Source organism: Thalassotalea litorea (assembly GCF_043642205.1).
Classification (GTDB): domain Bacteria; phylum Pseudomonadota; class Gammaproteobacteria; order Enterobacterales; family Alteromonadaceae; genus Thalassotalea_A; species Thalassotalea_A litorea.
On the sequence record NZ_JBHZSG010000006.1, the window covers coordinates 21,415 to 35,612 of the forward strand.

At 44.5% G+C, this 14,198-nt stretch carries 14 protein-coding genes; 6 read left to right on the forward strand and 8 right to left on the reverse strand.

All coding sequences use genetic code 11. The features are described 5' to 3' along the window. Positions 1-68 precede the first annotated feature (68 nt). Positions 69-1,430 (forward strand): MFS transporter, encoded by a 1,362-nt coding sequence (locus ACHUFQ_RS04640; protein WP_394173442.1) that lies wholly within the window; start codon positions 69-71, stop codon positions 1,428-1,430. A 20-nt stretch (positions 1,431-1,450) separates the two neighbouring features. On the opposite strand, the gene ACHUFQ_RS04645 is transcribed toward ACHUFQ_RS04640, so the two are convergent. Next, on the reverse strand, positions 1,451-1,912 hold the full coding sequence (locus ACHUFQ_RS04645; RefSeq protein ID WP_394173444.1) for a hypothetical protein: 462 nt from the start codon (positions 1,910-1,912) through the stop codon (positions 1,451-1,453). 479 nt (positions 1,913-2,391) lie between these two features. On the opposite strand from ACHUFQ_RS04645, the gene ACHUFQ_RS04650 reads away from it, so the two are divergent. The 4 genes from ACHUFQ_RS04650 (at position 2,392) to panP (ending at position 6,500) form a co-directional block, all read left to right on the forward strand. After that, positions 2,392-3,318, forward strand: a complete 927-nt coding sequence (locus ACHUFQ_RS04650) for an ABC transporter ATP-binding protein (protein WP_394173446.1) — start codon at positions 2,392-2,394, stop codon at positions 3,316-3,318. Position 3,319: 1 nt separating this feature from the next. After that, positions 3,320-4,093, forward strand: a complete 774-nt coding sequence (locus tag ACHUFQ_RS04655; RefSeq protein WP_394173448.1) for an ABC transporter permease — start codon at positions 3,320-3,322, stop codon at positions 4,091-4,093. Next, positions 4,093-4,767, forward strand: a complete 675-nt coding sequence (trmB, locus tag ACHUFQ_RS04660) for a tRNA (guanine(46)-N(7))-methyltransferase TrmB (protein WP_394173450.1) — start codon at positions 4,093-4,095, stop codon at positions 4,765-4,767. The genes ACHUFQ_RS04655 and trmB overlap by 1 nt, the downstream gene beginning before the upstream one ends. A 98-nt stretch (positions 4,768-4,865) precedes the next feature. Continuing rightward, positions 4,866-6,500 carry a pyridoxal-dependent aspartate 1-decarboxylase PanP gene (gene panP / locus ACHUFQ_RS04665; protein WP_394173452.1) on the forward strand — a complete coding sequence of 545 codons (1,635 nt, stop codon included), beginning with the start codon at positions 4,866-4,868 and terminating at the stop codon, positions 6,498-6,500. Here panP and panC read toward each other — a convergent pair. The 7 genes from panC to sfsA all read right to left on the reverse strand — a co-directional run bounded on the left by panC (position 6,497) and on the right by sfsA (position 12,430). Continuing rightward, the gene (panC, locus tag ACHUFQ_RS04670; protein WP_394173453.1) at positions 6,497-7,345 is read right to left on the reverse strand and encodes a pantoate--beta-alanine ligase; all 849 of its coding nucleotides are present in this window, start codon (positions 7,343-7,345) and stop codon (positions 6,497-6,499) included. The two genes, panP and panC, sit on opposite strands and share 4 nt — an antisense overlap. Positions 7,346-7,347: 2 nt before the next feature. Next, positions 7,348-8,142 carry a 3-methyl-2-oxobutanoate hydroxymethyltransferase gene (gene panB, locus ACHUFQ_RS04675; RefSeq protein ID WP_394173455.1) on the reverse strand — a complete coding sequence of 265 codons (795 nt, stop codon included), beginning with the start codon at positions 8,140-8,142 and terminating at the stop codon, positions 7,348-7,350. Between the two features lie 49 nt (positions 8,143-8,191). Beyond that, positions 8,192-8,683, reverse strand: a complete 492-nt coding sequence (gene folK, locus ACHUFQ_RS04680) for a 2-amino-4-hydroxy-6-hydroxymethyldihydropteridine diphosphokinase (RefSeq protein ID WP_394173457.1) — start codon at positions 8,681-8,683, stop codon at positions 8,192-8,194. A 3-nt stretch (positions 8,684-8,686) separates the two neighbouring features. Next, positions 8,687-9,994: a polynucleotide adenylyltransferase PcnB gene (gene pcnB / locus ACHUFQ_RS04685; RefSeq protein ID WP_394173662.1), complete on the reverse strand. Its 1,308-nt coding sequence runs from the start codon at positions 9,992-9,994 to the stop codon at positions 8,687-8,689. A gap of 263 nt (positions 9,995-10,257) precedes the next feature. Next, positions 10,258-11,205, reverse strand: coding sequence for a tRNA glutamyl-Q(34) synthetase GluQRS (gluQRS, locus tag ACHUFQ_RS04690; RefSeq protein WP_394173459.1), 948 nt, complete (start codon positions 11,203-11,205; stop codon positions 10,258-10,260). Between the two features lie 8 nt (positions 11,206-11,213). Further along, positions 11,214-11,663, reverse strand: a complete 450-nt coding sequence (gene dksA, locus ACHUFQ_RS04695; protein ID WP_394173461.1) for an RNA polymerase-binding protein DksA — start codon at positions 11,661-11,663, stop codon at positions 11,214-11,216. A 161-nt stretch (positions 11,664-11,824) separates the two neighbouring features. After that, positions 11,825-12,430, reverse strand: a complete 606-nt coding sequence (gene sfsA / locus ACHUFQ_RS04700) for a DNA/RNA nuclease SfsA (RefSeq protein WP_394173463.1) — start codon at positions 12,428-12,430, stop codon at positions 11,825-11,827. Positions 12,431-12,494: 64 nt separating this feature from the next. Here sfsA and ACHUFQ_RS04705 point away from each other — a divergent pair, with 64 nt between their 5' ends. Further along, entirely contained in the window at positions 12,495-14,192 is a 1,698-nt protein-coding gene (locus ACHUFQ_RS04705) for a recombinase family protein (RefSeq protein ID WP_394173465.1), read from the forward strand. The last annotated feature ends 6 nt before the right edge of the window (positions 14,193-14,198 follow it).

Consider the following 14,198-nt stretch of genomic DNA (forward strand, 5'->3'; position numbering starts at 1 on the left):
TTTTTTGCGAAATGAAGCGCTACGGCTTTATCTCAGTTATCCATTAATCATTAAAAATCCATACACATATGAATCAAGACGCTCTGAATCCTATTGAGAAAAAAGCCGCTCTATCTTTGGCTGGTGTTTTTGGCCTGCGGATGATCGGCTTGTTTATGATTCTGCCTATCTTTGCCGTCTACGGTGCTGAACTTGAAGGATTCAACGGTCTATGGCTTGGCTTAGCCATCGGTGCTTATGGATTTACCCAGGCGTTATTGCAAATTCCTATGGGAATTTTGTCGGATAAATTTGGACGTAAACCGATCATTTATGCGGGCTTGGTGATGTTTTGCATCGGCAGCATCGTTGCTGCCATGTCAGAGTCTGTCTATGGCGTAGTGATCGGTCGGGCGTTACAGGGGATGGGAGCGATTGCCAGTGCCGTACTTGCGCTGGCGGCAGATTTATCCCGGGAAGAGCAACGGCCAAAAGTGATGGCCACAATCGGGATGTTTATCGGGGTTTCTTTTGCTCTGGCTATGGTACTTGGGCCGGTGGTTGCCGATGCCTTTGCCTTATCCGGTGTGTTCTGGTTAACCGCAATACTGGCATTAGGTGGCATGCTGGTGATTAAATATATCGTGCCAGACGCGATAAATGTCGCCCCTAAAGGCGATAGTGTGGCGGTGCCAGCGAAATTGAAAATGATGTTGGTTAACCCGCAGTTAATGCGTTTAAACGTGGGCGTCTTTAGTTTGCACCTGGCATTAACGGCCATGTTTGTGGCGTTACCAGCCATGCTTGTCGACTTGGGATTTGCCGCTAACCGTCATTGGCAATTGTATTTGCCCGCCCTGTTGGTCGCGTTCGTCCTGATGGTGCCTTTTATGATTTGGGCGATTAAGAAAAATAAAGAAAAACTGGTGTTTTGTGCTGCCGTTTTATTACTGATTGCATGTGCATTGGCGCTTTGGGTTTATCAGCAAAGTTTTATCGCACTGGTTGTTACTGTGGTTTTGTTTTTTGTCGCGTTTAACTATCTGGAAGCTACCATGCCATCCACGTTGTCGCGGATCGCACCTGCCGGCGACAAGGGCAGCGCCATGGGAATTTTCTCAACCAGTCAGTTTTTCGGTGCGTTTGTTGGTGGACTTGCTGGGGGTGTTGTACAAATGAATTACTCCCAGGCCGGGGTTTTCCTATTTGCCGCCCTGATTTTAGTTGTCTGGCTGTTGCTGGCGCTCACCATGAAAATGCCAGCGAAAGCGAAAAGTGTTAGTTTAAAACTCAATTTTTCTGATGAAGACCATGCCAAAGAAGTGGCACAAAAGATAATGACAATGCCTGGCGTCATTGAATCGACGATCGTTTATTCGGAATCGGTTGCCTATTTGAAAATCGACGAAAAACTGGCCGATCTCACGTCAATCAAAGCCCAGTTCTCTTAAGCGCGATCATCAACCCTGGGTTATTCGATCCTGATGATTTCCCGGGGTATGGTCTGATTTGGAAATGTCAATTCATCACCAGTCACTAACCCCTGAATCTCTGTGCCGATAGGGCTGTCTGGGCTAATGGCTACCACCTTATCGCCCTGAAGCATTTCACCGCTACTATAGGGACAAAGAAAATATTGGATGTCGAGTTGCTCAAACGTGATTACAGCGCCCGGGGATATTTCATCGTCATTGCAAAAATCTCGCGGTGAATATTGTTTCAGACCGACAACATTCGCGGTTAATTCCGCAAGTCTCTTTGATTGCCCTAACGCCAGATACGAAGCTTCCAGCCCCAAGGTGTCATATTGAGTTTCCGGAACGCTTTGTTCATCCGTTGCCGCAGCATGAGCCGCAGCTAAGGCATCTTTTGTTTGCTGCAGTTTCGCTTCTTTAATCGCGATAAGTTGATTGACGAGTGCTGATTTATTCACAAGTTTAGTGTTCTATTCGTTATCGGTTTAAAACGTTATACCAATCACATTAAATTATTGCTCACTCAGTGAGAATTTAAAGGCTTTTAGGCAAGGCTTTGATTGCAGAGAATGGTCGCTCCATTATCTCAAAATCGGTCAAAATCAGTAACGCAGGATAAATGCCTTTAAAACTCACCCGTAGGGAGTTTGTCAGAGGTCCATTTACTACCCTATATTTCATTAATATAGAGTGACTATATCAATAAAATTTATGTTGTAACTGAACCTCTGCCCTAACTCTGAGTTGTGCACAAACTTAATGTGATTGGTATTAGCAATGGTGGCATGATTAAATTTTACAGGAAATCACCGGTTGATGTTGTTAAAATGTTAACCCTTTGAGCTAAGGGTGATTTTGAAATGCACTTTCAACTATCCTTATTAGACTCTCCAATCAACGACGACTGTCATCCCAGATAGGGTATGAGGAAATACAGATGCAGGCAGCCCTGGAAATTTCAGGCTTAAAGAAGACCTACAAAGGTGGTTTTCAAGCACTTAAAGGTATTGATCTACAGGTTATGCAAGGCGACTTCTTTGCCTTACTTGGTCCAAATGGTGCGGGGAAATCGACGACTATTGGTGTCATCACCTCTTTGGTTAATAAAACCGCAGGCAAGGTACAGGTGTTTGGACACGACATCGATTCGCAACTGGATAAAGCAAAAAGCTACTTAGGGTTGGTGCCTCAGGAGTTTAATTTTAATCAGTTTGAAGCGCCAATGAAGATTTTGGTAAATCAGGCGGGTTATTATGGCGTCGAACGTAAAGTGGCCAAGCAAAGAGCCGAAAAATACCTCAAGCAGTTGGACTTGTGGGATAAGCATGATCAACCATCGCGCAACCTATCCGGTGGAATGAAACGTCGTTTGATGATTGCCCGGGCGTTAATGCACGAACCGAAAGTATTGATTTTGGACGAACCCACGGCGGGTGTCGACATCGAATTGCGCCGTCATATGTGGGATTACCTGCGCGAGTTAAACCGCCAGGGCATTACCATTATTTTGACAACTCACTACCTCGAAGAAGCGGAAATGCTGTGCCGCAATATTGCCATTATCGATAAGGGTACGATTGTTGAAAATACCGATATGAAAACCTTATTATCGAAACTGCATATTGAAACCTTTGTGTTGGACTTAAAGCTGGACTCGGCTCAGCCACAGTTGCAAGGTGTTGACCACCGGGTGATTGATGACCATACGATAGAAGTGGATATTGCCAAATCACAGAGCGTTAATACCGTTTTCACCCAGTTAACCGAACAAGGAATCGACGTGCAAAGTATGCGTAACAAAGCCAATCGTCTTGAAGAGTTATTTGTTACCCTGGTCGCCAATAATGCTAAGGGAGCTCAGTAATATGTCATTGACTACGACTCGCATTGCATTGAGCAGCATTCTTCATAAAGAAGTTCATCGGTTCATGCGGATCTGGGTGCAAACTCTGGTACCGCCGGCAATTACCATCAGCCTGTATTTCGTTATTTTTGGATCATTGATCGGCAAACGAATTGGTGAAATGGGCGGATTTGACTACATGTCATTTATTGTTCCTGGTTTGATTATGATGTCAGTTATCACCAACTCATATTCCAACGTAGCGTCCTCTTTCTTCAGTGCCAAATGGCAACGTAATGTCGAAGAAATGCTGGTCGCACCGGTCCCTAATTGGGTGATCGTTGCCGGTTACGTCGGTGGTGGTATGGCCCGTGGTATTTTAGTGGGCTTGATCGTAACGGTTGTGGCTCTCTTTTTTGTCGATATTCAAATCCATAATATCTGGGTGATCATCGCAACCGTCATGTTAACGTCTGCGGTGTTTGCATTGGGGGGACTAATTAATGCTGTTTTTGCCGGCAGTTTCGACGATATCTCGATTATCCCAACCTTTGTGCTAACGCCGTTAACATATCTCGGTGGTGTCTTCTATTCAATTTCCCTGTTACCGGAATTCTGGCAGGGAGTGTCTAAAATTAATCCTATTGTCTATATGGTCAATGCATTCCGTTACGGGTTTCTCGGCATTAGTGATGTCAGCCTGACGGTGGCGTTTAGTGTCATTGGCGTATTTATTGTTACCTTGTACGCGATTGCCATGTATTTAATTTCCCGAGGCATAGGTTTAAGAAGCTAATGAGTTTTGGTGATTCAAAAGCCATAGTAACCAATCAGGATGGGCTGAATGAGCACTTGGATGATGTCGTTAAAAAGCATTTATCCCATGAGTTTTTAAAGCCCATATCAACCCATACTATGGACGCTTTTGCACAGGTTCACGAAAAAGTTATCAACTTTTCCGGCAATATCATTCTTGATTCCTGTTGTGGGGTGGGGCAAAGCACACGAATTTTGGCGCGACGCTATCCCGATGCCCTGGTGATTGGCGTCGACAAATCCTTACATCGCATTCAGCGCAACGTTCAGGATGCCAATGAGCCGGATAATTTTGTATTAGTGCGTGCGGATCTAAACGATTTTTATCGACTGGTGGTCGATAATCATTGGCAGGTTGCACAACATTTTTTGTTGTATCCAAATCCGTGGCCGAAAGCAAAACATCTACAAAGGCGCTGGCATGGCAGCTCGGTTTTCCCGTATATTCTGAAAATCTCAAATTCATTGATTTTACGTTCTAATTGGCTGCTGTATCTACAGGAGTTTCAACGAGCAGCCGAACTTGCCGGAAAAACCGGTACGATTGGCCAGGTTGACGATGTCGAGCCGTTAACCCCGTTTGAGGCCAAATACCGCGCCAGTGGTCAATCATGCTGGCAACTTAAATTTGAGCCTTATACCAATCACATTTAATTATTGCTAACTCTCAGTTGTGCACAAACTTAATGTGATTGGCATTAGTCATTAACAGACTGGCATTAACCGATATATTTTCATCAAGAACGTAACTTATGGCGAATGACAACCGCGACGCGCAGGCAGACAACGATACCCTTCTGAAAATTTTTACCATTCCGGAGGCGCCTGATTCGACCTTGAGCCAAATCGAGACACAAATCTCGAAAAACCTGAATGGCTTTTTAAGCCATCATATTGTCGCGACCGATAAACCCTTATCGGAAATTGAACAGGATTTTTTAAGCTCAGCCTTGCCGGAGCGTCCCGCATTTGTGTCCGATCATACCCGAGAACTATTAGATAAGTTGATAGCCCAGTCGGTGCATACCTCAGCACCAAGTTTTATCGGTCACATGACATCCGCGCTGCCTTATTTTCTTTTACCTTTATCTAAGCTGATGGTCGGGCTTAACCAAAATCTGGTAAAAATTGAAACCTCAAAAGCTTTTACGCCGATGGAGCGTCAGGTATTAGGCATGATGCACCGCATGGTTTACGGTCAAGATGACAACTTCTATCAGTTCTGGATGCATGATGCAGATTCCTCTTTGGGTGCTTTTTGCTCTGGTGGTACCGTTGCCAATATTACCGCGTTGTGGGTCGCACGCAATAATTTGCTGGCGGCAAAGCCTGGCTTTAAAGGCGTTTCAGAAGAGGGCTTGCTCAAGGGAATGAAAGCCTATGGCTATGAGGAACTGGCGATATTGGTATCAGAGCGTGGTCACTATTCACTGAAAAAAGCCGCGAATATCCTTGGTATTGGCCATGACAGTATTATTGGCATTGCCACGGATTCTCAGCACCGTATGGATTGTCAGTTGCTCAGACAAAAATGTGCTGAGCTTAGCGCGCAGAACATTAAGATAATGGCGATTGTCGGTATTGCCGGTACCACAGAAACGGGAAGCCTGGATCCGTTAACGGAAATGGCTCAGATTGCGCATCAATATCAGGCACATTTCCATGTTGACGCTGCCTGGGGTGGTGCAACCTTGTTGTCAGAAACATACCGGCCTTTACTCAAAGGCATTGAACGGGCCGATTCCGTGACCATCGATGCTCATAAACAAATGTATGTACCGATGGGGGCCGGACTTGTGGTATTTAGAAACCCAAAAGCAGTTGCCGCTATTGAACATCATGCAGAATATATTTTGCGTAAGGGTTCAAAAGACTTAGGGAGCCATACGCTGGAGGGTTCACGACCGGGAATGGCGATGTTGTTATATGCCAGTTTGCATATTATTTCTCGCCCAGGGTATGAATTATTGATTAATCAGAGTATCGAAAAAGCCCGGTATTTCGCCAGTTTAATCGAGCAGCATCAGGATTTTCAATTGGTCAGCAAGCCTGAACTTTGTCTGTTAACGTACCGATTTGTGCCGGCACAAGTTCAGCAATATTTGCAATCCTGTTCGTTAGGCAAAGCGCTACAAATTAATGAAGTGCTGGATCAATTAACCATAGTGATGCAAAAACTGCAGCGCGAAGCGGGCAAGTCATTCGTGTCCCGGACACGGATCCCAGAACAGGGTCAAGATAGTCAGGCGATTAGTGTGTTTCGAGTGGTACTGGCAAACCCGCTGACAAGCGAAGATATATTGCAGCAGGTATTGGCCGAACAACAAAAGATCGCAAATGAGCAACAGACATTGCTGGCCCAATTGCAATCGTTAATCGAAGATTAATTTAGTTCTATCTGGATGTTGTCAATAAGCCTGGCTTTGCCGCAATGTGCGGCTGCTAATACAACCAGTTCTTTATCCTCTACAGTCGCGGGTTCCAGAGTTTTAGCGTTACAAATATCGATATAGTCGGTACGCATGCCACTGGCATCGATTTTAGAGCGGGCGATCATTTCAATATGCTCAAAATCCTGGCTTTCGCTGAGTCGGTGTTTGACCCACTGCAAGGTTTGATACAAATGGGTGGCCTGTTGTTTTTCGGTTGCCGTCAGATAGGAGTTTCTCGAACTCATCGCCAGGCCACTAACTTCTCGTTTCGTCGCTACCGGTACGATTTGGATCGGCATGGATAAATCTTCAACCATAGTCTGGATCATTTGTACCTGTTGAAAGTCTTTGAGTCCAAAGCAGGCGATATCCGGTTGTACCAAATTGAAGAGCTTACAAACGATCGTAGTTACACCGCGAAAATGACCTTTACGACTTTCCCCGCAATAACTGCCGGATAATCCAGGTACTTCCACGAAAGTTTGTTTATCAAGGCCTTTGGGGTAGACAATTTCTGGCGTTGGCGTAAATAGTACATCGACATTTGCCGCAATAAGTTTAGTCTGGTCCTGCTCGAGTGTACGAGGGTAATTATCGATGTCTTCATTGACGCCAAACTGCATTGGATTGACGAAAATACTGGCGACGATAACATCGGCATGGTGTTTTGCCGCGTCAATCAGGGATAAGTGACCTTGATGCAGGTTACCCATCGTCGGGACGAAGCCAATGGTTAGTCCTTTATCACGAAAGGATTTTAATACTGAGCGTAGCTCTGTTATGGAATTTACGGTTTTCATGACTACTGAAAGCTGTGCTCTTCGCCTGGAAAACGTCCTTGTGTTACTTCATCAATATATAAGGCAATTGCGTCATTGATATTGCCCGTTTCTGCTAAGAAATTGCGTGAAAATTTAGGGATTTTGCTAAATGAAATACCGAGCGCATCATGCATAACCAGGATCTGACCGTCAGTGTGTTTTCCCGCACCGATACCGATCACTGGAATGCTCAGTGTTTCACTGATTTTTTTTCCAAGCGCTGCCGGAATACATTCCAGCACCAGCAGCTGGATCCCTGCTTGTTCAAGTTTAATTGCTTGCTCAAGGATCTGTTGAGCCTGTTCAGAATCGCGACCCTGAACTTTGAATCCGCCAAATACATTGACGGCCTGAGGGGTCAGACCCAGGTGTCCGCATACCGGCACACTACGTTCGACCAGACCTGCAATGGTGTCAAACAGCCATTCACCGCCTTCCACTTTTACCATGTTGGCACCGGCCTGCATTAACTTACCGGCATTAGTGTAGGCTTGTTCAGGGGTTGCATAACTCATAAAGGGCATATCGCCAATGATCAAAGCTTTAGATGCCCCGTTACGCACACATTGGGTGTGATAGGCAACATCGTCGATACTGACCGGCAAGGTGTCGCTCTGCCCCTGCAAGACCATACCTAGTGAATCGCCAATCAACATAACATGCATACCTGCTTCGTCGAACAAACGAGCAAAGCTGGCATCATAGGCCGTAATTGAAGAAATTTTCTCGCCTGCAGACTTCATAGCCTGCAATTTACTGATGGTGATTCTACTCATAAATACATACTTATTTAAGTGATTCGCGTACCTTTGCACAGAAACAATTTTAGCGCAAATTCCCCTGAATTTTTATTCCGTTAGGGGCTACGGATGTTACCAGTTCGGCCAGACTCTGGCCATCGGGTAAGATTAAATCTTTGGCTATCTCTGCTAAAGGATAGAGAACAAACTCTCTTTCTTTCATCCCATAGTGAGGAATTCCAAGGCGCGGTAGAGTAATTGTCTGTTGGCCAAAAAGCAAGATATCAATATCAAGCACTCTTGCACCCCAACGTTCATCTTTTCTGACGCGCCCGGCATCTAACTCAATTTTTTGAGTAAGGTCTAATAACGCTAAAGGGGCAATATCGGTATCAAGGCCAATGACCGCGTTTAAATAATCCGGTTGATCCTGAGGTCCCATCGGCCGACTTTGGTAAATACTGGATAACGAAACAATCGTGATCTCAGCAACCATGGCCAATTGCTGCACAGCCCAACGTAATTGTTGGTCTGGATGCTCGAGATTACTGCCCAAGCCCAGATAAACGCGGTTCACTGTTTATTCCTTACCTGCAGCTTGACTGCGTTTTCTCGGTGAACGTCGACGTTTACGCGTGGTTTTAAAGCTCTTTATCATTTGCTGCTGGGTATCTGGAGACGCTTCTTGAAAAGATGTCCACCACTCAGCCAATTCTGCCACATCACCACCTTCGACCTTGCCTCGATATAACAGGAAGTCATAACCGGCTCTGAATCTGGGGTGTTCCAGCGTTTTAAAGGCTCGGCTGCCTTCTCGGCGAGTCAGACGATGTTGCAAAGCAAAAATGTCTTTCATTGGCAATTGAAAACGTTTTGGAATGGCAATACAGCGTTGTTGCTCCTGCAATACCTGAGTCATCGCCACGAAAAAAGCGTCTTGTGGCGGCATCCCCGATTTTGCTAATAGCTGTTGATTTTGTTTTTCTATTTCGTACCAAAGCACCGCAGCTAATAAAAATGCTGGCGTTACGCGCTTGCCGTCATTAATTCGGTTATCGGTGTTTAACAAAACCTGACGTACAAAGTGAACGCTTTTGTCATCCGCATCCTGAGCCAGGGTCTGGCTAATGTGTGGAAATAAAAACTCCAGCAACTGGTAATCGGCTAGCAAATCAAAATTTTCCCGGGCTTTGCCAGACAGGAATAATTTCATATATTCTTCAAACATTCGCGCGGCGGGAATGTTTGCCATAAGCGGCGCCAATTCGCGAATAGGACCTGCCGTGTCTTTGGCAATTTCCATATCAAGCTTAGTGGCAAAACGAATGGCACGTAGCATGCGCACCGGGTCTTCACGGTAACGGGTTTCAGGATCGCCAATTAAACGAATTTTTCGACCTTCTATGTCTTTAAGGCCATTGGCAAAGTCATAAACCTTGAAATCTTTGGTGGAGTAATAAAGAGCGTTAATTGTAAAGTCACGACGCTCAGCATCTTCTTCGATGCTGCCATAAATGTTGTCGCGCAATAACATACCATCTTCACTGCGTTTTGAATGATTCTGCTTGCCGGGGCGTGAGTCGCTTTTTTCAGGGCTGGCGTGATGTCCTCGGAAGGTGGCGACTTCAATAATGTCACGGCCAAAAACGATATGGGCAAGGCGGAAACGTCGACCGATAAGGCGGCAGTTACGAAATAATTTTTTGATTTGTTCCGGCGTCGCATTGGTGGCAATATCAAAATCTTTTGGATGTTCACCCAAGAGGATGTCCCGGACGCCACCACCGACTAAATAGGCGTCAAAACCACTTTTATTCAGGCGATAAAGCACCTTCAGGGCATTATCACTGATGTCTTTGCGGGAAATATTGTGTTCATCGCGCGACAGGACGCGGGGAAATTGTTCACCCATTGCCTGTTCTTTGTCCATGTTCTGCGTCTTTCCTAGTATTTTTTTTACCAGCTTTTTCAATACGTTAATCTTGCTCACCTCAACTACCAATAGGCGTTTATGCTTAGTCTGTAATTGGTCGTCTTAAAAATAGGCGGCCATTATACCCGTTTATATTCGACTATGCACAGGGATGCATTGATTTAATTGATAATTTGAGTCGTGGTCGCTGGTGTGTTCAGTATAGCCAACAAAATCGGCTACGTATTGTCATTGTCTGACACGGGGGAAGCTGGATATATGATTTCCTGATCACTGGGAATGCTGGCGAGATCCCAATGGGTCACGGCATAGTGAATAAGCTCGTCAACGCTTGCGGATAGTAACGCGGTTGGGGGGCGTTGACCTAAGAATGTTAATGCCAGGTGAAGCAGCTCCTGTGGACGATGTTTATCGATTGCAGGTGCGCCATTTTGTTTACTGAGTTTGTAGCCTTGCTCGGTAATCGCCAAAGGGACATGCGCGTATTGAGGTGGTGAGATATTTAAAGTCGCATACAGCGTCATCTGTCGGCAAGTAGGTTGCAATAAATCACAACCACGGACAACTTCAGTGATCCCTTGGTAAATATCATCGACCACCACCGCTAACTGATAAGCGAACAGGCCATCTCGTCGAAATATGGCAAAGTCTTCTTTGGCAAGATCATCAGGTTGTGAAACCAAGCCTTGAACCTTGTCCTGAAATTCGGGGAAAGGGTGTACATTAACCAGCCGGGTTGCCAGATTATCGCCCTTTAGTTGCAAATGCCGACAGTGGCCCTGATAAATACCGCCGATTTTCTTAATACTCGCCCGGGTACAATGACAGCCGTAGCTTAATCCCTGATCCTCTAAATAAGCCAGCGTGTCCAGGTACAGCTGATGCTGTTGGCTTTGGTACAGTACAGGTTCGTCCCAATACAAACCAAATGTTTCCAAGGTGTTGAGAATGGATTTGTCTGCGCCGGGCTGTTCTCGGGGCGGATCGATGTCTTCAATACGCACCAGCCATTGACCATTAGCATGTTTAGCCTGACAGTAACTAGCAAGTGCAGCAATAAGAGAACCAAAATGCAAAGGTCCGGAGGGGGATGGAGCAAAACGCCCGCGGTATTGATCCTGAGGGCGTTTATTTACAAAGCCGTTAAGAGGGTTAGCAATCGTCACGTCAGACGTTAGCCTGCCATTTGACGCTCTTTAATCTCGGCAAGGGTTTTACACTCGATACATAAGTCCGCTGTAGGACGTGCTTCGAGTCGTTTAATACCGATTTCGATTCCACAGGAATCACAGAAGCCGAATTCACCGTCTTCGATCAGTTGCAATGTTTTCTCAATTTTCTTGATAAGCTTACGTTCACGGTCACGAGTACGAAGCTCGAGACTGAACTCTTCTTCCTGGGCTGCACGGTCAACCGGATCAGGGTAGTTCGCCGCTTCATCTTTCATATGGTTTACGGTGCCGTCAACGTTGTGACGTAACTCCGCGCGCCAGGCTTCAAGGATGACGCGAAAGTGATCTTCCTGAGCAGGGTTCATGTATTCTTCGCCTGCCGATTCTTTGTACGGCTGTACACCAGCTTTGGCAAGAAAGCCCGTCGGATTATTCATTATATTTGTTGGCATGCCGAATCTCCTAAAACAACGTCATTTGTAGAGCAATTAAATAGCGCGATAAAATAATTGTGTATCTATAACAGAATGTCGAAACACTGGCAATGCCTGAATTTCAATACTGTTGACGATATCGACTCGCTATATAAGGGCATTAAGTTTGTTTATCAAGCCTAAGGTAAAGCAAAATCTAATTTTTTTACCAAATCTATGCCTAATTCGTCTATTTCACAACCGTAACAAAGAATTTCCACTCCGGCTGACACCGCATCATGGATCAGGGTCGCATACTGCGGATCAACGAAATCTGCGATGCTGACCAGTTCAATACCGGTATGTTGCACACAAAAGAACAAAACGGCTCTGTTTCCATTTTTTTTCATCGCCATTAACTCACGGATATGTTTTTGCCCGCGAGTCGTGACCGCATCAGGAAAATAGCCTTTACCATCGACCAATAACGTCGTGGATTTAATTTCCACGTAACAATCAGACCGGTCGGGATCGGTTAACATTACATCGATTCTGGATCCTTCTTCACCGTACTTTACCTCTGTTTGACACCCCTGATATCCGCTTAGTTCATCGATGTTACCGTTGGCAATGGCTTCTACCACGAGCTTGTTGGCCATTCCGGTGTTAACGCCTATCCAGTGACCCTGATTATTTTCTGCTATTTCAAAGGTTTGTGGGTATTTTCTGGTTTTGCTATCTGAGGTTGAATACCAAACCGTAAATCCCGGCTCGGCACAGCCGGTCATCGCGCCGGTATTAACCAAACTTAATTAGTGACCTTATAAATATTTGAAAGTAATCAGTAGCATGTACTGCAAGAGGTCCAATATGACAGCAAAAATATACAGTTACCGCCGCGTATCAACACTAACTCAAACAGAAGGTGTAAGCCTTGAACTTCAACACGATATGGAAGTTTTAAGCAAGCTTTCGAAAGAACATGACTTACCCATATCTGATCGCATATTTACTGATGAAGGTAAGTCAGCATACAAAGGTGAGCACCTAAAACAATCTACAGGTGAACTGGCGGCGTTTTTAAAAGCGGTAAAGGTTAACAATATTAAGGCTGGCTCCATTCTTTGCGTGTACTCTTTAGACCGTTTATCACGACAATCCATTGGTTTTGCCAAGCAAACTTATTTAGACCTAACTAACAACGGGATTTCTATTTATTCCATTCTCGATAATTACTTATACAAAGCACATGATGCGAGTCATGAAATACTGGCAACCATTATTTTTGAACGCGCAAACAATGAATCTAAAACCAAATCAGCAAGAACACTAGGTACCGCTTTAAAACGCATCAAAGATCATCAGAATGGTGTTACAACTCAGGATGGGTACGCATACTTAATCTCTCTTGGAAATGCTCCTTGGTGGATTTCTTACCGCGAAGATAAAGCAGTGGTGCCACACGAAACGTACTGGCCAATTGCTCAAGAGGTTTATCGGCTTATGTTGAGCGGGATGGGTAATTTAAAAATACTTGAACATTTGAATGAAAACTATGAACCACCAAAAACACGCACTAATGCCAAACGTCCAGAACGAAGAACAGAGTGGAAGTTTTCGACGATAGCCAATTTTCATAAACAGAAATCATTATTTGGACAGCGTACTACCAACATTAAAAGCCAATCATATACCCTGGTTAATTACTATCCACCATTAATGTCAGAAGATGAATGGTACAAATTACAGGCAATCAAAAAGATGCGCAGTGCCAATGGTAATCGCAAGCGTTATTCATTAATTACAGGTTTAGGTATTGCCAAGTGCCTGCTTTGTGGTGCTGTAGTGGCATCAGGCTGTTGCTCTGATACTAAAAACACTCGTTTCTTTTGTGCGGGAAAAAGGAACCTGCAAAATGGCTGTGTAGGCTTCTCTTTCACGGGTAAATGTTTGGAAAGAATATTACTTCATGTACTGGCAAGAGACTTATTTATTAACAACGTAATTGATACATCCGATATCGATAATCAAATTGAATTACTGAAAGCACAACAGCAAAAGCTTCAGCAACAAAGAGATCGGGTCTTTAGTGTATTTATGGATGAAGATAGCCTGGATACACCTGATATTGTCAGAGGTAAATTTAAACAGATTGAGTTGGAACTGAATCAAGTCAACGATAATTTAACGATGCTCTTAAATAAACGCAGTCAGCTTATCGCGCAGCAATCAATTTTTAATGAAAATGCACAGCAATTTTTTGATAGGACCAAGCAAGTAAATAAACAAATTCTTGATGCGGTTAATGAAGATAATCAAGACCTAAGAAAATCACTTAGACCAAAAATCCAAAAGCTTGTGAAGAGTATTGAAATCGCAGGACAAAAGTTGGCGATGTATTTTCGTATAACACTACAGAATAACGAAGTGATCTATGCCGTTCACCATCGGGGACGCAGTAATAGGAACTACACATTTAAGCACGTAACAACCGACAAATACCTAAAGCAACTAATGCAACAAATTCCTTCGAAACGTCCGATATTTATGTTGCCGATAGAAGAATAACCCTTT

What these genes read in the sequence shown, in the direction of transcription:
- panC (WP_394173453.1), bottom strand. Translation starts at nt 7,345, where the DNA reads ATGAAAACCGTAAATTCCATAACAGAGCTACGCTCAGTATTAAAATCC.
- ACHUFQ_RS04640 (WP_394173442.1), top strand. Translation starts at nt 69, where the DNA reads ATGAATCAAGACGCTCTGAATCCTATTGAGAAAAAAGCCGCTCTATCT.
- ACHUFQ_RS04650 (WP_394173446.1), top strand. Translation starts at nt 2,392, where the DNA reads ATGCAGGCAGCCCTGGAAATTTCAGGCTTAAAGAAGACCTACAAAGGT.
- ACHUFQ_RS04655 (WP_394173448.1), top strand. Translation starts at nt 3,320, where the DNA reads ATGTCATTGACTACGACTCGCATTGCATTGAGCAGCATTCTTCATAAA.
- trmB (WP_394173450.1), top strand. Translation starts at nt 4,093, where the DNA reads ATGAGTTTTGGTGATTCAAAAGCCATAGTAACCAATCAGGATGGGCTG.
- ACHUFQ_RS04705 (WP_394173465.1), top strand. Translation starts at nt 12,495, where the DNA reads ATGACAGCAAAAATATACAGTTACCGCCGCGTATCAACACTAACTCAA.
- panB (WP_394173455.1), bottom strand. Translation starts at nt 8,142, where the DNA reads ATGAGTAGAATCACCATCAGTAAATTGCAGGCTATGAAGTCTGCAGGC.
- panP (WP_394173452.1), top strand. Translation starts at nt 4,866, where the DNA reads ATGGCGAATGACAACCGCGACGCGCAGGCAGACAACGATACCCTTCTG.
- dksA (WP_394173461.1), bottom strand. Translation starts at nt 11,663, where the DNA reads ATGCCAACAAATATAATGAATAATCCGACGGGCTTTCTTGCCAAAGCT.